This is a genomic window from Cryobacterium suzukii (assembly GCF_004403185.1).
Lineage (GTDB): Bacteria > Actinomycetota > Actinomycetes > Actinomycetales > Microbacteriaceae > Cryobacterium > Cryobacterium suzukii.
On the sequence record NZ_SOHJ01000007.1, the window covers coordinates 122,304 to 140,292 of the forward strand.

A 17,989-nucleotide genomic window follows, 5' to 3' on the forward strand; every position below is an offset into this window, starting at 1 on the left:
CGGGACCGTTGTGGTTTGGTCCCCGTGCCCCAAATGGGTGCCGTCGGACAGTTTGGGCGAGCGTCACGCTCGTGGCAACACCTTGAGATCGCCGCAACGAGGGGCATCCGCTCGCCGCGGCGGCACAACCTGAGAAAGGACTGGCAACCGGTGCTCGATGGCAATCGACGGAGCTGCTCTAGACGAGAAGGCCCAGCACGCGGTCACGCAGCGCGTTGCTGCGCTCGGTGAAGCCGCGTTGGCGACGCACGTACTCAGCCTTGCCCCCGGCAGTCTCAACCTCGACCGGTTCGTAGCCCCATTCGGCGAGGTCGTAGGGGGAGGCCTCCATATCAAGCTGGCGAATGTCTCGCGCGAGCTCGAAAGAGTCGAGCAAAACCTCGCCGGGAACCAGCGGGCCGAGCTTGATCACCCACTTGTAGATGTCCATTCCGGCGTGCAGGCACCCCGGCTGTTCCATCATCGGTTGGTTCTCGCGGGAGGGTTGCAATTGGTTGAGGGGCAGTGCTGCCGGGGTGAAGAACCGAAACGCGTCGAAATGGCTGCAGCCGATGCGATTTCCGTCGACGACAGCGTCGGTGTCAGCCTGGCCCAGTCGGAGCGGTGCGACATGCCGGTGCTCGCCCTGCCGGTAGACCATCGCCCACTCGTGCAATCCGAAACAGCCAAAGTGCGCCGGCCGCTGGCGGGTCGCGGCGAGGAGTGTTCTGATGAAGCGCAGGACGCGCTCATTCTTCTCGCAGAAGGCGGCAGCATCCACTTGACTGGCGCCGCCCTCGCTGCGGTACCACTTCCAACTCGCGCGGGGCTGGCCGGCGGCACCCTGCAGGAGCACGCCGGCGCCGGGATGCCAGCGGCGCAATAGGCCGGGACGAAACGGGTAGTACGTGAACAGAAAATCGTCGACCGGATGCACCTGGCCGATTGCCGCGCGCTCGCGGCGACCGAGAGTGAACGCATCAGCGCGTTCCTCATGGGCTTGCTCGAGGCTCCGCCAGTCGGCGGTCTCGAGCACCCGGGTCAGGTCTGTAAGTTGCACCCATCGACCTTACGCCGTCATCCGTGGGGGCCCGGCCTCAGTTTCCGAGGCCCAGCTCGCGCAGTGTCGCGTTGAGTTCGGTGCGGGCGACAGGGTCGAGGCCGAGCAGCGGCAGCGGCAGGTTGGGCGAGGCGGCGAGGCCCAGAGTTTCGGCCGCAGCGGACATGACGCGAAGGCTGCCGTGCCGGCGAAAGAGCGCCCAGAGGGGTTCGAGTTGGTCGGAGGCTGCGACGGCCGCTGTACTGTCGCCGGCCTGGGCGGCACGCGTGATCGACATGGCGGTCTCGGGAAAAAGCCCGCCAAGCACGCTGTACCACGCGTCGGCGCCGCCAAGCAGTCCGCCGATGGCGAGCCAATCCCCGGAGACTCCAATCGTGACGTGCGGGGGAATCACCGCGCGGAGAGCGGCGATTCTGGCCCGGGCCGCCGTGGCGGTGAGTCCCGGAATCTTGATCGAGCCGACGTTCGGCAACGCGGCAATGCGCCCGTGCAATTCGTCGCTGAAGGCGACGTGCGTGGTTCCCGGGTTGTCGTAAACGACGAGCGGAATGGTCAGCTCCGCGGTCACGGCCTCGTACAGGCCGAAGACTTCATCGTCGTTGAGGGGCTGGTACGTCATCGGCGCGAGCAGTACGCCGGCGGCGCCGGCAGCGTGGGCATCCGCTGCCAGGTCGAGCACCTGCCGGGTGCGGAGTGCGCCGATTCCCACGATGACAGGGGTGATGCCGGCCGCCTCGACTGCGGCCCTGGCTGCCCAGGCACGTTGTTCACGGCTGAGGTAGGCGTACCCGCCGGTCGAGCCGAGCGCGCCGATCGAGTCGACGCCAGCTGCGGCAAGTCGGGAGATCAGGCGCACGAAGGCCAGCTCGTCGATGCCGCTCTCGTCGGTTGGCGTAAGGGGAAATGCGCTGAGCCCCGTGAACATAGCTGTGCCCCTTCGTCGGTGCGCGCGCGTACGCGGCGCTTCCACCATCCTCCCGCACGCTGGGGCGAAGAGTCTGCCCATCCAGATGCGCCCCACGCGGGTCGAGCCCGTTGCGATCGTCGCGACTGCCGGAGCATCGCGGTCAGCCGGGTCGAGTACGGCTGGCCGGTTGGGCGCCTATTTTTCCCAGTTGGGTTTTTCGGTGGGGGTGGCGGCGCGGTTCGAACAGCAGACGCAGCCTTTCGGTGGGGCGGCTACGCGGCCAGAGCGCCGGCCACCCAGCGAATGGCCCGCACTCCGGCCCGGGTGCCGTGCGTGTCGTCCTCGTGGCCGCGCTGGCGGCGGCACTCAACGAGGTCCTCGGCCGGCGTGATGTGCAGGTCCCGGCAGGAGCTGTCGTAGTCGGTGTAGTCAATTTCAAGAAGGAGTTCGTCGTCGGTCATGGTGTGGATCCACTTCAGCAGCGCATCTCAGGGTTGGATGCCGGAAGGGTGCACGTGACGGAGCACATGCTTACCCCGAGCTGATCGTGCGCGAGTTTTTGGCGCATGATCTGAATCGAGGCCGATGTCACTCTCCGGCAGCGCCGACGGAGCTGGTTCAGCGATTGACAGCGTAAGTCGCCATCATCCGGATTGTCTGTAACACGGTGAAATTGTTTCATTTCGTTACCGGCCGGAGATGCGTCTTGCCCATTTCGAGCCCCTGGTAACGATTTGCGCGCGAAAGCGTTGGCCCCAGTATGACTATTCCGCTCTCCATCCTTGACCTTGCTCCGATTACCCCTGGCCAGACCGCTCGGGAGAGCTTTGCGGGGAGTGTTGCGCTCGCCCAGACGGCCGAAAAACACGGGTATGAGCGGGTCTGGTATGCCGAGCACCACAATATGCCGACCATCGGTTCGTCGGCGACGAGCATTCTGATCGGCCACGTGGCCGGCCAGACCTCCACGATTCGGCTCGGATCCGGCGGCGTCATGCTGCCCAATCACTCACCGCTCGTGATCGCCGAGCAGTACGGAACCCTCGCGGAACTGTACCCCGACCGCATCGACCTGGGCCTCGGCCGGGCACCCGGAAGCGACCAGAACACCGCTCGGGCAATGCGCCGCGACCCACGTGCTTCTGACCAGTTTCCGCAGGACGTCATGGAGCTCCAGGCCTACCTGCGCGGGCAGTCGATCGTGCCGGGCGTGCAGGCCATCCCCGGAGCGGGTACCAATGTGCCACTGTTCATTCTCGGATCGTCGCTGTTCGGCGCCGGGCTCGCCGCAGCCCTCGGCTTGCCCTACGCCTTCGCGTCGCATTTCGCGCCCGACGCGCTGCACGAAGCGATCGCGCTCTACCGCCGCGATTTCACGCCGTCAGAGCAGCTTGCAGCGCCGCACCTCATCATTGCCGCCAACGTGATCGCTGCCGATGACAAAGCGGATGCAGTGGAGCAGTTTGAGACGACCCGCCGCACCCGGGTGCGCGGCATGCTCTCTCGCGGACCGGCAACCCCCGAATACGACGACGACCAGATCGACGTCTTCCTGACTACGCCGGAGGGTCGCAATATCGCCAACATGATGCGCTACTCGGCGGTTGGTACCGCCGACGAGGTGCGCGCCTACCTTGAGGAGTTCGCCGAGGGAACCGGGGCCGATGAGCTCATTCTCGCCCACCAGTCCCCGTCGATCGAGGACCGCCTGCGCTCGGTCGAGCTCACGGCCGATGCGATGAACCTCGTCACTGCCTGAGTCCGTACGTGACCCCTGACACGCTCGTGGACCTCTGCCTGGGCCTGCCCCAGGCGATGGAAACTTTTCCATTCGGCGAGGAGACGAGCGTGTTCAAGACCAGTGGTAACGGCAAAATCTTTGCCCTCGCGGCCCTGGCAAGCGAGCCGCTCACGGTATCACTCAAGTGTGACCCGGAAGAAGGTCGCGCCCTGCGCGAGGAGTTTCCTCTGTGGATCACTCCGGGCTATCACCTGAACAAGAAGCACTGGATCACGATCGTGCTCGATGGCGATGTGCCAGCTGAGCTCGTCGAACAACTGCTGCGGGACAGTCACGCGCTGGTACGGCCCCGGGTTCCCCGACCCCAGCCAAACTAGCGGGGCTGGTCCCTGGCCGCGGCCAGTGTTTCAGGTCGGGGAGCGGATACCCCGACTTACGCCCCGGGGAGCGGGTCGCCCAGGGGATCGGCAGCGCTCAGGTCGGCAAGGGCCATCCCGCCCACCGGCAAGCCGGCCCAGGACAGTAGGGTCCATCCCGCCTCTGGCGAGCCGGTGAGTTCGACGACACCGGTGTTATCGAGCTCGTTCTCCCCAGCAAAAGTCGACGGAACGTTCTGCGCGCGGGCCGCGGTCCAGACACGAATGGCTGCCCCGTGGCTGAATACCGCGGCGACCTCGGAGCCCGCAGCTGCGAGCGCGATGTCGGCGTCGAACCGACGGAAGAAGGCGTGACCGTCGTGCGCACCCGGCATCCGTTTGTCGAGGTTGCCAGAGCCCCAAGCCACCGCCGTCTCCAAATAGGTGCGAACGGATGCCCGATCGCGCAGCCCCTCGAGGGATCCGGCTTCGATCTCGTGCAACCCGGTCGCGACCTGCACCTCCAGCCCGCGATCGGCGGCGAGCGGATGCGCCGTCAGGTGCGTGCGCAGCAGCGTCGACACGAAGATGGCGTCAATCGAGTCGGAGCGCAGCGCATCGGGAATAGCGGATGCCTGGCGCAGGCCGAGATCGGTCAGTCCGGGACCGGGATGATCGGTATCGAGCCGCCCGAGAACGTTGCCGGGAGTCTGGCCATGGCGGATCAAGAGAAGTCGCATATCCCCTCCAGCATAGGGAACGCTGCCAGGCAATAGAAGACGTCGGTATAGACGGCTCCAGCGTTGAGGGTTTCGAGTTTCACCTCCGGCGGTGGCGTCAGATGTCCGTGGCGGTCTCGAACTTGGTGAGCACGGGCTTGCCGGACAGGATCGCTCCCAAAGAAGATTTACCCGGACCAGCACGATAGGTGCGGTAAGCGGTGTCGTGCTCTAAGGAGATCCATTTTTCCACGAGGACGAAGTGGGTGGGGTCTTCGGTGTCGACGAGCACATCGACACCGAGGCATCCATCGAATGCGCGGGTGGCGAGGAGAGTGTCGTGTATCACCTCGGAAGCCTCAGCGAGGGACTCGGGCTTTACATGAATATCGAGAAAAGCGGTGATTGGCACAACAGCTCCAGACAGGTTGAGGTCACGGGAAAAATTGGTTACGAGTGGTCGATCTGGCACGCCCTGACCGATCAGGAGAAGGGTCGCGTATTTCCAGCATAGGGAACGCGGTGTGCCAGGGGGAGTCGGATGCGCCGACCGCACGGCTGTGCCTGGTCGCCGCAGCGCCGGCGCGGCCTGGCCGCCGAGCGTGGCAGCATGGAGCAAATACACTTTGCCCCTTCGACAGGAAGCAGTTTCATGACGATTATCAAAATTAACGCCATTACCGTGCCGAGCGACGGCGGCGACGAGCTCGCCCGCCGATTTGCTGCCCGTGCTGGCGCTGTCGACGACCGGCCCGGCTTCGAGGGCTTCGAGCTTCTGAAGCCGACCGATGACCGCCTCACCTGGCTTGTCGTGACCCGCTGGGCCGACGAAGAATCGTTCCAAGCCTGGTTGAGTTCTCCGTCGTTCGCCCATGGGCACCGCAGCGAAACGCCGAAAGAGGGCGAGCCGGCCGCGCGCCCGGTCGGTGTCAGCAGCGAGCTATGGTCGTATGCCATCGCCGGCGGTACCGCCAGCTAGCCGATCGCCCGACAGATCGGGACGTCGCAATTTTGACGGTGTCGTTCCGAACGGACACGCTGGCCCGCGCTACGTAGGCGGGCGCGACTCTGGATCGGGGGTGTTGTCCTGGAGCAGGTCTGTGATCGACCGGAGGGTTTCTGGCGAGACGTCGCCGAGCATCCGTGCTGCGAAGCTCACCACGCGGGCAACGCGCAGGCTCTTGACGAAAGAGAGTTGTGCATCGACGCGTTCCGGCAGGTCGCTGTCGGAGCCGAGCATGTATTCCGCGGGGATGCGGAAGAATTCGGCGATGCCGGTGAGGAGTGCGGGATCGGTCACAAGGGGCCCATCGCCAGTGATCATGTAGGCCCAGCGTGCGCGCGACAAGGCGACGCCCTTGTTCTTGAGACCGTGCTCAATCTGCTTGTAGGTGTAGGGGGTGTTACCCTCGGCCACAACCACATCAAGCAGCAGATTGAGTTTTCGAGCCAGCTCTACTTGGGGGCTGACGGTCGGTCCATGGCGTGGAGTGGGAGACTCCTGCCCTGGGAGATTAGACAACAGTATTGATCCCATCGTGTCGGATCGGTCCGGGCGGCACCTGGGTCTGCCGTTCGACCCGATCGATGATCGATTGTTCGGCCAACGACACGGCCTGCGTCGGGTCAAGAAGTAGGCTGTCGCGAATTTCAACGTACCGACGGTACAAGTGGAGACCGGGCCGCCGAACGACGAGCAGGCCAGGACGAGTCAGCTTTCTGTCAATACTGAGGTCAGGCGTAGTCAAGAGTAAACGGCGCCACATTGGTGTAATGCGCCACAGCAACACCCGATCGTGAAAGGTCTTGCGGCTGGCGGTAAGTCCGTCGACGGTTGCGGTGAGGCCCAGGCCGATTGCCAGACTTACCGGTGCGATTTGGAGCGCAAGCGCGTACGTCGTACGCGGCCATCCTTGAAAGACAAATCCTGGATCCCGCATCGATTGCGCAGCACTAGTCAGACTGATGAGGGCATACAACAGCACCCCCAAGCATGCCAGGGTCACAAATACTAAGGACAAGCGTGTGATCATTCTGGGCTGCTTGCGAATGTCCGACAGGCACGCGTGCGACACGGAGACGGCGAAGAAGGCCATGGCAATCCAGGTGGTCGATGCGTACAAGGTGAAATCCCACCGGGCGACAAAGCCCTGGGAGACGATGTCCTTCAGGCGCCAATCGCTCGACAAGAAAAGAACTGCCTGCGCGGTGATGATTAGGCCGGCGACGAGAGCCGAAGCTCGTCCACGGTTCCGCGTGATTCCTCCGGCAGACAGTGCCCCCTGCACGATCACATCGAGCAACGCCACGGCTACGATCGCGAGGGCATGGAACAGAAAGTACGTGGCATTGATTCCGCCCAGAAACGCATCCACGACCTCATAGATCGGTTTGGGCTGCAGGGTTAGGGTCAGCGCGGAAACGATCAAAAACCAAAGGAGCGGACGGCGGTGTCCGCGTACGGCCGAGGGTACGCAAAACAATGCGGCGGTCCAGAGCAGAACGGGCACGAAGATCAGCACGGTGGTCGGCACTACAACACCTGACCGAAACCGGTCTGCACACCCAGCGCAACTGCAGGACCATCGCTCAGCATGATCAGGGCCAGCCGATCGCCGATGGCCTCGGCCAAGGCCTCTTGTTCGTCGGTGAACCGGCTTCGAGAGAGCGCATAGGCGATGGCATCCAAGGGAATCAACGGCGCGAGAAGCGCGACCCGTTCCGCAGGAACAAGCTGCTGTTTGTGATCAAGAATCATGTGGCCGTATTCGTGATTGATGAACTGCTGGCGGTGTACCACCGAGCTGGTCGGTGCATGGTAGATGCGCTCGAAATCTTCGTCGGCCACGGTAATCCACAACCCGCAGAGCCCGGCCTCGAGCATTCGCGGCGGCGCACTTTGAACCACGATCTTCTTGCCCCGTACCGTTTCCATGTGGCGGTGCAGCAGCTCGGCCGTAAGTGGCCGGGGCAGACCGAGTTCGGCGACCATGGCGTGCGCCCGTTTCTGGCGTAACTCGTAGCTCATCCGTACCCCCTGACGACACTCTGAGCCTACCTCCTTGCTGGGAGCGGGTAACGAGAGCGTCGGCACACGGCCCACAGAAGCCCTACGATAGACATGTCCAACGTTGGTCTAGGGGGAGGATCGGCTATGGCTTGGCTCGTAACTGGCGGTAATGCGGGGGCTCTGATGCCGGTGTCTGACACTGGTTACGGCCGTCCAGCACTCGGGCACAGGCTGCGCTCCACTTGGAATCTGCGCGCTTGGCGCCCCCGAATCGCGGGCGCCAAGCGGCAGAATGGTCGATCGGTCTTTCGCCCTGCGATCGGCGGCGCCGTGGTGTCTAGTGACGCAGCAACTCAGAGCGGTTCGAGCGTTGACGTTCTTGCGCTGAGGTGGTTGCGGGGACTCGTGCCCGCCGAAATCGATCAGCGGGTCACCCTGAGCTTTGATAGCTGGCACAACGCGCAAACGAAGACGGAGATAGTCACTGGCGTGGACGGCGTCATGACCGTGGCGAATCTACTGGCCGTTCGCGCAGCCTGGCGTATCGTTCAGTCCGGTCACAGTGTCGTGGTTCAGGTTTGGTCTATGCCAGAACGTCCAAGTGCATCCGGCGCCACCATCAGGGTCTGGGTGTGCAACGGAGACAGCGCCCGTGCGGTCGAGGCCAAGATTTTGGAGCAGAATTTGCAGCTCGATGAGGGCGAGCCAGCGCAGACTACGCAGACTACGACGACCCGCTTCGCGACCGGCTGGATTGTGACCGGGGAACCGGGTGGCGCTCACCGCTCGCAGTGACACTTGCCGCGTCGCTCATAATCCCCAACGCTAAGAAACGTTACTTCGCGGCCGCAGTCAATTCGGACCCGCCGTTAAGCTGTGCCAATGAGCACTGTGCGAACTACTGACGCCGAAACACCAGTCGATGCGGCGCGCCCGGCTCGATCCCAAGCCCTGCTGGATGCAGTCACAAACTCTGTCGTCATCGCCGACGGCGCCATGGGTACCATGCTGCAGGAACACAATCCCACCCTCGACGACTATCAACAGCTTGAGGGCTGCAACGAGATTCTCAACGTGAGCCGCCCCGACATCATCGCGGCCATCCACGACGTCTACCTCGAAACCGGCATCGACGCCATCGAGACCAACACCTTCGGCGCCAACTGGTCGAACCTCTCGGACTACGGCATCGAAGATCGCATCGAGGAACTCGCTCAACTCGGCGCCGAGATCGCCCGCGCCAGCGCCGAAAAATTCGAAGGCCGCGACGGCCGCGTGCGCTGGGTGCTCGGCTCGATGGGCCCCGGCACCAAGCTGCCGAGCCTCGGCCACACCACCTACGCCAACCTCAAAGCCACCTTTGCCGAGCAGGCGCTCGGCCTCATCCGCGGTGGCGCTGATGCCTTCCTCATCGAGACCTCTCAAGACCTGCTGCAGACCAAGAGCGCGGTGAACGGATGCAAGCAGGCTATCGCCGAGACCGGCATCCGCTTGCCGATTTTCGTCGAGGTGACGGTGGAGACGACCGGAACCATGCTGATGGGCAGCGAGATCGGCGCCGCGCTGACCGCACTGGAGCCGCTCGGAATCGATGCCATCGGCTTGAACTGTGCGACCGGGCCGACCGAGATGAGCGAGCACCTGCGCCACCTCTCGAAGTTCTCCCGCGTGCCCGTCATCTGCATGCCCAACGCCGGGCTGCCGCAGCTGACCAAAACCGGCGCGAGCTACCCGCTGACCCCCGACCAGCTCGCCACGGCACACGAACAGTTCGTGAAGGAGTTCGGGCTGGGCCTGGTCGGCGGATGCTGCGGCACGACTCCCGCACACATGACCGCCGTGGTCGAACGGTTGCGCGGTGTCACGGCGAAACCCCGCACCCTCGAAGCAGATCCCGGGGTCGCGAGTCTGTACCAGCACGTCAGTTTCGACCAGGACAGCGCATTTCTGGCCATCGGGGAGCGCACCAACGCCAATGGCTCGCGCGCTTTTCGCGATGCCATGCTCGCTGAGAACTGGGACGAGTGCGTCGATATCGCCCGCAGCCAGGTGCGCGACGGCGCCCACCTGCTCGACGTCTGCATCGACTACGTCGGTCGCGACGGCGTCGCCGACATGAAGCAGGTCGTCTCTCGACTCGCGAGCGCCTCGACCCTGCCGCTCGTCGTCGACTCCACTGAGCCGGCCGTGTTGCAGGCCGGTATGGAACTCATCGGCGGCCGCCCGGTCGTGAACTCGGTCAACTTCGAAGACGGCGAGGGGCCCACGTCGAGGTTCGGCCGTATCATGCCGCTCGTCAAGGAGCACGGCGCCGCCGTGATCGCCCTCACCATCGACGAGGAGGGCCAGGCGCGCACCGCCGAACACAAGGTGCGCATCGCCACGCGGCTGGTGGACACTCTCGTGAATGTGTGGGGCATGCGGGTCGAGGACATCATCGTCGACGCGTTGACCTTTCCCATCGCGACCGGCCAGGAAGAAACCCGCCGCGACGGCATCGAAACCATCGAGGCGATTCGGCAGATCAAAGCCAAGTACCCCGGCATCCACACCACGCTCGGCGTCTCGAACGTGTCGTTCGGGCTCAACCCCGCTGCGCGCTCGGTGCTCAACTCGGTCTTTCTGCACGAAGCCACCGAGGCGGGCCTCGACTCGGCCATCGTGAACTCGGCCAAGATCGTGCCGCTCGCCTCTGTACCCGACGACCGCCGCAAGGTGGCGCTCGACCTGGTCTGGGACCGCCGCGAATACGACGCCGATGGCACCCTCACCTACGACCCGCTGGTGGCCCTGCTCGACCTGTTCGCCGGCGTCGACTCCGCCGCCCTGAAAGACGAGCGCGCCGCCGAACTCGCCGCCCTTCCGGTGGGTGAACGGCTGGAGCGCCGCATCATCGACGGCGAGGCCAAGGGCCTCGAGGCCGACCTTGACCTCGCCAGAGCCGGAGGACTGAGCGCCCTCGACATCGTCAACGTGCACCTGCTCGTTGGCATGCAGGTCGTCGGCGCCCGCTTCGGCAGCGGCGAGATGCAGCTGCCGTTCGTACTGCAATCCGCCGAGGTGATGAAAGCCGCCGTCGCCCTGCTCGAGCCTCACATGGAGAAATCTGAGGCGGCCGGCAAGGGCACGATCGTGCTCGGCACCGTGCGCGGTGACGTGCACGACATCGGCAAGAACCTCGTCGACATCATCCTCACCAACAACGGCTACGACGTAATCAATATCGGCATCAAACAGCCGATAGCCGAGTTCATCCGGGTGGCCGAAGAGAACAACGCCGACGTCATCGGCATGAGCGGGCTGCTCGTGAAGTCCACAGTGGTGATGAAAGAGAACCTGCTCGAGCTTGAGTCGCGCGGCTTCGCCGACAAGTGGCCCATTTTGCTCGGCGGCGCGGCCCTCACCCGTTCGTACGTCGAGGACGACCTCGACAGCGTCTTCGCGGGGCAGGTACGGTATGCCCGCGATGCCTTCGAGGGCCTCGCCCTGATGGAACCGCTCGTGGCGATCTCCCGCGGCGCCGATCCGCTGTCGGTGGGGCTGCCGCCGCTGAAGAAACGCATTCACAAGAAGAGCCTGCTCACCCTGACCGAACCGGAGGAGATGCCCGCCCGCTCCGAGGTGGCGAGCGACAACCCCATTCCGGTGCCGCCGTTCTGGGGCACCCGCATCGTCAAGGGTGTTGCCCTCGCCGATTTCTCGGCTTTTCTCGACGAACGCGCCACCTTCATGGGGCAGTGGGGGCTCAAGCCCAGCCGCGCCGAAGACGGCGCGAGCTACCAGGAACTGGTCGACACGGTCGGTCGGCCGCGCCTGCGATATTGGCTCGACCGCATCCTAAGCGAGGGCCTACTCGATGCGTCCGTGGCCTACGGCTACTTTCCGGTGGTGGCCGACGGCGATGACATGGTCGTGCTGCACCATGGCGACGACCCCACGGGTATGGTCGGCCAGGCCGGACTGCTCGCGCCCGATGGCGGCTCCGGCGGCGAGCTCGGCACCGACCGCCTGCGGTTCAATTTTCCGCGGCAGCGCCGGGACAAGCACCTGTGCCTGGCCGACTTTGTGCGGTCAAGAGAGAGTGGTCAAACGGATGTCGTCGCCCTCCAGCTGGTCACCGCCGGCTCCCACGTCGACGAGGTCACGGCCAAAATGTTCGCCGAGAACCAGTACCGCGACTACATGGAACTCAACGGGCTCACTATGCAGCTGACCGAGGCCCTCGCCGAGTACTGGCACTCGCGCATCCGTTCGGAATTCGGCGTGGGCGGCGAAGATCCCACCGATATCGCCGGCATGTTCAAACTTGAGTATCGCGGTGCCAGGTTCTCGCTCGGCTACCCGGCCTGCCCCGAGATGGAGGACCGCCGCAAGGTGGTCGAGCTGCTGGGGCCCGAGCGGATGGGCGTGGTCTTGTCGGAGGAGCTGCAGCTGCACCCCGAACAGTCGACGGACGCGTTCGTGTTTCACCACCCGGAGGCGAAGTACTTCTCGGTGTAGCTGGTGGCCGATGTTCGGGCCCGGGTGACGTTGGCTTCTCGTTACACTGAGCGTGTCGCCTGGACGACACCACTTTGTGCGGCCGGAGGAGGTCCTGGGATGTTAGAACCAGTCGTGCTCCGGTTGCCGTTCCGGGGCCGGTGGATCGCGGAGAACAGCCCGGCGAACCGCATTCCGAGCCACGGCAGTCACCTTTTCGGCACGACATTCGCGATCGACTTCGTCGCTGTCAACGAACGTGGTCTTTCGGGAAAGCGCGGCTGGCGCTCGGTGCTGGCAACCGAGTCGCCAGAGGCCTTCGTGGGATTCGGCGCACCAATCCTCGCGCCGGCATCGGGCACGGTCGTTGCCGCGATCGACGGTGAGCTTGATCACGAGGCCCGCCGCTCACAATTGGCGCTCATTCCTTACGCACTCTCACAGGCCCGTCGCGTTCGGCAGGGCGTGCGCGCGATCGCAGGGAATCACGTGGTTATCGCGCTGGGTTCTTCCGGGCCCTTCGTGCTCATCGCGCATCTGCGCCGGGGCACGGTGAACGTCACAGTTGGATCGGTTGTCCAGGTGGGCGACACCATTGGCTCGTGCGGAAACTCGGGTAACAGCACGCAACCGCACGTGCACGTGCAGGTCACGGACTCGACTGTCTGGCCGACGGCGCGCGGCCTTCCGATCATCTTTGAGGGTCCTCACGGCGGCGACAACTGGCTGCCGAGAAACGGCGAGGCGTTCAACGCCTCATGAGTTGCGCGGAAACCCCAGAGCGCTTCGACTCCGCCGGGTTTCAGAGCGAATATCCCGGAGCCATTCCCGGCGGGTCACCGGCGGGGACTCAAGCGTGCCCGCCGGAGCGCCGCGAGCACGGCGGGTCCGACCAGCGCAATGCCGACCATGGTTGTAATGGCGCGCACGGTATCCCAGGTGAGGGTCGAGGTGACGAGCGAGTACAGCGCGAAGGAAGCGAAGTTCTGGCCGGGATCGGCGGCGGCTTGATAGGAGATGTCGGTGCCGCTGCCCACCGCAAACGGCCAGAACCAAAGGTTCATCAGGAGTCCGAACAGGTACGACGCGACCACGCCGTAGACAGCGAGGAGCGCAATTTCGCTGCGAGCCCGCCAACGCCGCGTCGTCGCACTGTGCGAAGGCGCATTGTGCGAGCGCGGCAGCAGACCAGCGCCGGCGCCGACCCAGCCGCAGGCGAACATCTGGAACGGGGTCCACGGGCCGAAGCCGCCCCAGAGCACCGAGGACACCGCGATGGTGAGCAGGCCGAGTAGAAAGGCGAACCGGGCGCCGTAGACTCGCCCGGCCAGAATGAGCAGCACGAACACCGCCTCGACCCCGCCGACACCAGCGCCCGCGATGCGCACTGCGGCGCCGACGGCGGAGAGCACGCCGAGCAGAGCGACGGTCTTCGCCGTGTACATTTCACGGTCGAGAGTGAGCGCCAGTGCCACAATGAGCGCCGGAATGAGCGCGAACGCTACGATCGGAACCGCGACCTGTGCGTCGGCCGGCACCGCCGAAACGAAGAACGGCCAAGCGAAGGCGGCCGCGGCGAGCACGCTGCCACCGCCGAGAATCCACGAAGGCCAACGGATGCTGCGGCGCTGCCGTGCCTGATCCGCGCGCTGTCGGGGGCGGTCGCCCACGGAACCGGGAGCGCTGTGGACATTGTGGGCGTTGTCGCGGTTGGTTTCCCTGGCGTTGGTCGACATTTCAGTCACGCGAGCACCTCAATCGGTTCGCTGAGCCGGCCAGCCTGCATGCGGAGAGTTCGCGTGGCGAGGCCCCGGGCGAAGTCATCGTCGTGGGTGGCGAACAGAACCGCTGAACTGTGGCCGGCAGCCGTCAGCAGCGCCGCACGCACGAGAGCGCGCGCCGCGAGGTCGAGGCCGCGCGTTGGCTCATCGACCAGCAGCAGGGCCGGCCGGACCGCGAGCTGAATGGCCAGCACGAGGCAGAGCCGCTCTCCGGCCGAGAGATCGCGCGGGTGGCGCGGCAGCAGGTGGGCGGCATCCGTCACCGTCTCGAAACCGAGCAGGTGCGCAAACAGGGCGGCGGTGTTGACGGGTCGTTGGGTGGTCGCGGGTGCCGTGCGAGTGAAACGCGGCAATCCGCGATCGGCCCGGCGACATTCTTCGGCCACGGTAGTGGCAAACAGCAGGTCGTCGATATTTTCGGGCACGAGGGCCACTGCCTGCCGCCGTGCCCGCCGTCTGTACGCATGAACGTCGCGCCCGGCGACGATGACGGTGTCGGCAGCAGTCGGCAGCGCGATCGCTCGTAACAGGCTGCTCTTGCCGGCGCCGTTGCTACCGCGCAGGGCGATCAGGTCGCCGGCCAGGACCTCGATCGATACGTCGTTCACGACGCGATCGGCCGCGTGCGAGACGCTCAGTCCACGGATGCTCGCCAGCGACAGCGCAGGCGCGCCCGCGAGTAACTTCCGTGCCGGAATAGCGTTGTCGACGTCGGGCTGTGGCGTCGAGTGGTCGTCCTCGGGGGCGAGCTGGTGCAGGCGGCTGCCCCGAATCTGGAGCCAGGCATCCGCTATCGAGACGAACTCCTTCGTATTGTGTTCGGCGATGACTACGCAGACGCCGGCCTCGTGCGCCAGCTGGCCGAGGACGGTGCAGACGCGATCCCTGGCGGCCGTATCGAGGTCGGCGAGCGGCTCATCCACGAGTAACAGGATGGGGCTATTGACCAGCGCGGCGGCAATCGCGACGAGGCTCGCTTCGCCGGCCGAGAGCTGGTCAATCGAACGGTCGACCAGGTGAACGATCTGCAGCCGGGCAGCCACTTCGAATACGCGAGCGTGCACGATGGTTGGGGCGACGTTCCGCACGGTGAGGGCGAATCCGATTTCGTCGTGCACGGTTTCGGCGGCGAACCCCAGCCGCACGTTTTGCGCGACGAGCCCGACGAAACCGGCGGTGTCGCGTGGGGGAGTCAGCGCGCGGTCGGCGCCGGCAATGTCGATACGCCCGTGCTGGGTGCCGTCGTAGAAGTGCTGGAACAGTCCGCTCATGCTGTGCAGCAGGCTGGTTTTTCCAGATCCGGTCGCGCCGACGATGACCGTCAGGGTGCCGGGCTTGAGCGTGACGTTGAGCTCGTCGAGGTGCCAGTCTGCGCCGAAATGTAAGCCGGCATCCGCCATCAGCACGGGTGTCTCGCAGATACCGGGCACGGCGCGGACGGCAGCAAATCCGCGGGTCTCCATTGACGCCGCCAGCGCGAGAGCGCGTTCGATGGTCTGTTCAAAAATGGGTACGAGCAGTGATGCGATCGATCGTTCAGCGCGTAGGGCGCGAGCGACCCGCACCCGCCGCACCGACTCCAGGAGCGCCGGAAAGGTGGCCCAGGCGATCACGAGCGAGCGCGAAATCGCCCGCAGCGGGCCGCGGCCAGCGCCGCGGGCAAACAACGCCTGCACATTGACGACTGCGTTCAGCAGGCCAAAGAACACGATCACAGCGGCGACCGGGAGGGCGCTGAGCGCGGCGTTGCCGAGCCCGAGCAGGGTGATCGGTCCGAATAGCGTGATGTGGCTGAATGGTCCGTCGAGGCGCAGCCGGGGAAGATCCAGCAGGAGCGGGCCTGCGCCGGCGCCCGCGCCGCCGAAGACCACCCGGTAGACGACCCGCAGCAGCACGAAGCCGATCGCGAGTACGACTGCCGCGCACAGCGGGGCGAGGCGCAGGCGAAACACTAGCTGCCGGGCGTGGCAGTTTCCATGCCGGTGGTGGTGAAGAGGAGTCCCAGCGAGTGTCCGGGGTCAATTTCGAGCTCACCGAGTCCGACCGGCGCGTACTCCCAGTCGGCCTCGGGAGAGGCCTGCACCCAGAGGCCCCAGTACGCGTGCATCGGTGCCATCGTTGCGCAGCTTTCGGTGAACGGCTCCTGCCCCTCGACCTCGATGGTCTCGTCGGCGGCCGGGCGGTCATTGACCCGGCAGGCGACCATGTCGCCGTATTCGACGGTGCCCTCGGTCGTGATGCCGGCGCTCTCCAGGGCGTCGCCCGCGGCGATGGTCTCAGTCGTGTCGACGCACTGGGTGATCGTATCGGCGTCGAGCAAGCCGAAGTCGACAACGACGACGACGCCGGCGCAGTCTGCGGGCGAGGCATCCGTTGTGGCCGACTCGGTACCTGCGGCGGCGGTCGCGGATGCGCTCGAGCCGGCGGCGGCGCCAGAGTCAGTTCCGGCGCATCCGCTCAGAACGACGAGCAGAACGAGCGCTCCCAGGGCGGCAAAGGTGCGAGTGGGCGCAGAAGAAAATGGCGCGGTGAGGTTCATGAATCCAGAGTACCTAGCGTTTAGAGGATGCCGGCGACTCGGTCGAGTCCCCCGCGGAGGTCGAGCAGAAGGTCATCGAGGGATTCGATGCCGACCGACAGGCGCAGCATTCCGGCGGTAATGCCGAGTCGTGCGTTCAAATCGGGGGCGAACGACGCGTGGGTGGTGGTGAGCGGATGCAGCACCATCGAGCGGGTATCGCCGATTCCGGTCATGCGGCTGAACACCCGCAGACCGTTCGTGAACGCTCGGGCACCCTCGGTACCGCCCTTGACGGTGACGGCGAACACCGATCCGGTCCGGCCGTTGTAGTACTTTTGTGCGATCGCGTGCAGCGGGCTGCTCGGCAGGCCGGCGTAGTCGACGACCTCGACCTCGGGCTGCTCCTCGAGCCAGTGCGCGATGGCGATCGAGTTGTCGACGTGGCGCTCCATGCGCAGCGACAGGGTTTCGATGCCCTGGTGCAACAGAAATCCGTTGAACGGCGACAGCGACGGGCCGACATCGTTGACGACGGCCTCGCGCACGTACTGGGCGTAGGCGGCCGGGCCGAACCGGTCGAGCAGTGACGGCAGGCCGGGGCGCAACGAATCGGTCAGCAGCGGGTAGCGGCGGGAGCTCGCTGCCCAGTCGAAGGTGCCACCGTCAACGATCGCGCCCGATACCCCGGCGCCGTGGCCGCTGAGAAACTTGGTGGTGGAGTGCACGACGATGTCGGCGCCGTGCTCGAATGGGCGAATGAGGTGGGGCGTGGCGACGGTGTTGTCGACGACGAGCGGAATGCCGTGGCGGCGGGCGACGGCGGCAATGCGGGCAATATCGACGACGTCATTGCGCGGGTTTGGAATGGTTTCGGTGAAGATCGCCTTGGTCTCCGGCCGAATTACCGCGTCCCAGGCGGCATCGGAGTCGGTGTCCCAGACGTAATCGACCTCGATGCCCATGCGCCGAAAGCTGCGGCCGAGCAGAATGCGGGTGCCGCCGTAAATGCTCGCCGTCGACACGATGTGCTCACCCGATTCGGCCAGGGCAAACAGCGCGGCGCTGATTGCGGCCTGCCCGCTCGACACGGCGACGCAGGCGGTGCCGCCTTCGAGTGAGGCGAGGCGCTGTTCGGCGACCGCGTTGGTGGGGTTGCCCTGCCGAGAGTAGATGGGTTCGCGCGAACCTCCGTTGAAGCGGGCAGCGCCGTCGTCGAAGGAGTCGAAGACGTAGCCGGCACTCAGGGTGAGCGGCGGAATGCGTGCGCCGCGGTTCTCGTCGACGTATTCTCCGACGTGCACCTGGCGGGTGTCGAAGCTGAAGCCGTCCCAGTCGGTGATCGGCGCGACCACCTCGGTGGCGTCAGAATTCAGTAGCGAAGCGGATGCTGGTGCGGGCGTGGCCATGTAACTTCCTGTTGCGTCGGTGTCGGTCTG

The 17,989-nt window shown here is 65.3% G+C and carries 18 protein-coding genes; 6 read left to right on the forward strand and 12 right to left on the reverse strand.

Features of this window, described 5'->3' with window-relative positions; all coding sequences use genetic code 11:
• Positions 1-178: 178 nt before the first annotated feature.
• The 3 genes from E3T39_RS07560 to E3T39_RS07570 form a co-directional block, all read right to left on the reverse strand.
• Entirely contained in the window at positions 179-1,039 is an 861-nt protein-coding gene (locus E3T39_RS07560) for a 3-methyladenine DNA glycosylase (protein WP_241979583.1), read from the reverse strand.
• A gap of 37 nt (positions 1,040-1,076) precedes the next feature.
• Positions 1,077-1,964: a dihydrodipicolinate synthase family protein gene (locus E3T39_RS07565; RefSeq protein WP_134514104.1), complete on the reverse strand. Its 888-nt coding sequence runs from the start codon at positions 1,962-1,964 to the stop codon at positions 1,077-1,079.
• Between the two features lie 254 nt (positions 1,965-2,218).
• Positions 2,219-2,407 (reverse strand): hypothetical protein, encoded by a 189-nt coding sequence (locus E3T39_RS07570; protein WP_134514105.1) that lies wholly within the window; start codon positions 2,405-2,407, stop codon positions 2,219-2,221.
• 299 nt (positions 2,408-2,706) lie between these two features.
• Here E3T39_RS07570 and E3T39_RS07575 point away from each other — a divergent pair, with 299 nt between their 5' ends.
• A complete protein-coding gene (locus E3T39_RS07575) occupies positions 2,707-3,705 on the forward strand; it encodes an LLM class flavin-dependent oxidoreductase (RefSeq protein ID WP_134514106.1) in 999 nt (332 codons plus the stop codon).
• A gap of 8 nt (positions 3,706-3,713) precedes the next feature.
• Positions 3,714-4,064 carry an MmcQ/YjbR family DNA-binding protein gene (locus tag E3T39_RS07580; protein ID WP_241979584.1) on the forward strand — a complete coding sequence of 117 codons (351 nt, stop codon included), beginning with the start codon at positions 3,714-3,716 and terminating at the stop codon, positions 4,062-4,064.
• Positions 4,065-4,120: 56 nt separating this feature from the next.
• Here the strand turns inward: E3T39_RS07580 and E3T39_RS07585 are convergent, their stop codons facing one another.
• Positions 4,121-4,783, reverse strand: coding sequence for a histidine phosphatase family protein (locus tag E3T39_RS07585; protein WP_134514108.1), 663 nt, complete (start codon positions 4,781-4,783; stop codon positions 4,121-4,123).
• A 97-nt stretch (positions 4,784-4,880) separates the two neighbouring features.
• Positions 4,881-5,387 carry a putative quinol monooxygenase gene (locus E3T39_RS16405; protein ID WP_241979585.1) on the reverse strand — a complete coding sequence of 169 codons (507 nt, stop codon included), beginning with the start codon at positions 5,385-5,387 and terminating at the stop codon, positions 4,881-4,883.
• 27 nt (positions 5,388-5,414) lie between these two features.
• On the opposite strand from E3T39_RS16405, the gene E3T39_RS07595 reads away from it, so the two are divergent.
• The gene (locus tag E3T39_RS07595) at positions 5,415-5,741 is read left to right on the forward strand and encodes an antibiotic biosynthesis monooxygenase family protein (protein WP_134514109.1); all 327 of its coding nucleotides are present in this window, start codon (positions 5,415-5,417) and stop codon (positions 5,739-5,741) included.
• Between the two features lie 69 nt (positions 5,742-5,810).
• Here the strand turns inward: E3T39_RS07595 and E3T39_RS07600 are convergent, their stop codons facing one another.
• Genes E3T39_RS07600 through E3T39_RS07610 form a run of 3 tightly spaced genes read right to left on the reverse strand, consistent with a single transcriptional unit; the run spans position 5,811 to position 7,754 of the window.
• Positions 5,811-6,284 carry a hypothetical protein gene (locus tag E3T39_RS07600; protein WP_241979586.1) on the reverse strand — a complete coding sequence of 158 codons (474 nt, stop codon included), beginning with the start codon at positions 6,282-6,284 and terminating at the stop codon, positions 5,811-5,813.
• Positions 6,277-7,296: a DUF6545 domain-containing protein gene (locus E3T39_RS07605; protein ID WP_134514110.1), complete on the reverse strand. Its 1,020-nt coding sequence runs from the start codon at positions 7,294-7,296 to the stop codon at positions 6,277-6,279. Before E3T39_RS07605 ends, E3T39_RS07600 begins: the two co-directional genes overlap by 8 nt.
• On the reverse strand, positions 7,296-7,754 hold the full coding sequence (locus E3T39_RS07610) for a hypothetical protein (RefSeq protein ID WP_134514111.1): 459 nt from the start codon (positions 7,752-7,754) through the stop codon (positions 7,296-7,298). The genes E3T39_RS07605 and E3T39_RS07610 overlap by 1 nt, the downstream gene beginning before the upstream one ends.
• Before the next feature lie 162 nt (positions 7,755-7,916).
• Here E3T39_RS07610 and E3T39_RS07615 point away from each other — a divergent pair, with 162 nt between their 5' ends.
• The 3 genes from E3T39_RS07615 to E3T39_RS07625 all read left to right on the forward strand — a co-directional run bounded on the left by E3T39_RS07615 (position 7,917) and on the right by E3T39_RS07625 (position 13,013).
• Entirely contained in the window at positions 7,917-8,567 is a 651-nt protein-coding gene (locus E3T39_RS07615) for a hypothetical protein (RefSeq protein WP_134514112.1), read from the forward strand.
• A gap of 87 nt (positions 8,568-8,654) precedes the next feature.
• Positions 8,655-12,272, forward strand: a complete 3,618-nt coding sequence (metH, locus tag E3T39_RS07620; protein WP_134514113.1) for a methionine synthase — start codon at positions 8,655-8,657, stop codon at positions 12,270-12,272.
• A 99-nt stretch (positions 12,273-12,371) separates the two neighbouring features.
• Positions 12,372-13,013 carry a M23 family metallopeptidase gene (locus tag E3T39_RS07625; RefSeq protein WP_134514114.1) on the forward strand — a complete coding sequence of 214 codons (642 nt, stop codon included), beginning with the start codon at positions 12,372-12,374 and terminating at the stop codon, positions 13,011-13,013.
• Positions 13,014-13,087: 74 nt separating this feature from the next.
• On the opposite strand, the gene E3T39_RS07630 is transcribed toward E3T39_RS07625, so the two are convergent.
• From E3T39_RS07630 to E3T39_RS07645, 4 genes are read right to left on the reverse strand one after another with little or no spacing between them, the layout of a single operon-like run.
• Entirely contained in the window at positions 13,088-13,996 is a 909-nt protein-coding gene (locus tag E3T39_RS07630) for an ECF transporter S component family protein (RefSeq protein ID WP_338145263.1), read from the reverse strand.
• Positions 13,993-15,984: an ATP-binding cassette domain-containing protein gene (locus E3T39_RS07635; RefSeq protein ID WP_134514115.1), complete on the reverse strand. Its 1,992-nt coding sequence runs from the start codon at positions 15,982-15,984 to the stop codon at positions 13,993-13,995. The genes E3T39_RS07630 and E3T39_RS07635 overlap by 4 nt, the downstream gene beginning before the upstream one ends.
• Positions 15,984-16,571, reverse strand: a complete 588-nt coding sequence (locus tag E3T39_RS07640) for a hypothetical protein (RefSeq protein WP_134514116.1) — start codon at positions 16,569-16,571, stop codon at positions 15,984-15,986. The genes E3T39_RS07635 and E3T39_RS07640 overlap by 1 nt, the downstream gene beginning before the upstream one ends.
• 20 nt (positions 16,572-16,591) lie before the next feature.
• Positions 16,592-17,959 carry an O-acetylhomoserine aminocarboxypropyltransferase/cysteine synthase family protein gene (locus E3T39_RS07645; RefSeq protein WP_134514117.1) on the reverse strand — a complete coding sequence of 456 codons (1,368 nt, stop codon included), beginning with the start codon at positions 17,957-17,959 and terminating at the stop codon, positions 16,592-16,594.
• Positions 17,960-17,989: the final 30 nt, after the last annotated feature.

Coding starts and splice junctions, on each gene's coding strand:
- E3T39_RS07565 (WP_134514104.1), bottom strand. CDS start 1,964: ATGTTCACGGGGCTCAGCGCATTTCCCCTTACGCCAACCGACGAGAGC.
- E3T39_RS07570 (WP_134514105.1), bottom strand. CDS start 2,407: ATGACCGACGACGAACTCCTTCTTGAAATTGACTACACCGACTACGAC.
- E3T39_RS07575 (WP_134514106.1), top strand. CDS start 2,707: ATGACTATTCCGCTCTCCATCCTTGACCTTGCTCCGATTACCCCTGGC.
- E3T39_RS07585 (WP_134514108.1), bottom strand. CDS start 4,783: ATGCGACTTCTCTTGATCCGCCATGGCCAGACTCCCGGCAACGTTCTC.
- E3T39_RS07595 (WP_134514109.1), top strand. CDS start 5,415: ATGACGATTATCAAAATTAACGCCATTACCGTGCCGAGCGACGGCGGC.
- E3T39_RS07610 (WP_134514111.1), bottom strand. CDS start 7,754: ATGGTCGCCGAACTCGGTCTGCCCCGGCCACTTACGGCCGAGCTGCTG.
- E3T39_RS07615 (WP_134514112.1), top strand. CDS start 7,917: ATGGCTTGGCTCGTAACTGGCGGTAATGCGGGGGCTCTGATGCCGGTG.
- metH (WP_134514113.1), top strand. CDS start 8,655: ATGAGCACTGTGCGAACTACTGACGCCGAAACACCAGTCGATGCGGCG.
- E3T39_RS07625 (WP_134514114.1), top strand. CDS start 12,372: ATGTTAGAACCAGTCGTGCTCCGGTTGCCGTTCCGGGGCCGGTGGATC.
- E3T39_RS07640 (WP_134514116.1), bottom strand. CDS start 16,571: ATGAACCTCACCGCGCCATTTTCTTCTGCGCCCACTCGCACCTTTGCC.
- E3T39_RS07645 (WP_134514117.1), bottom strand. CDS start 17,959: ATGGCCACGCCCGCACCAGCATCCGCTTCGCTACTGAATTCTGACGCC.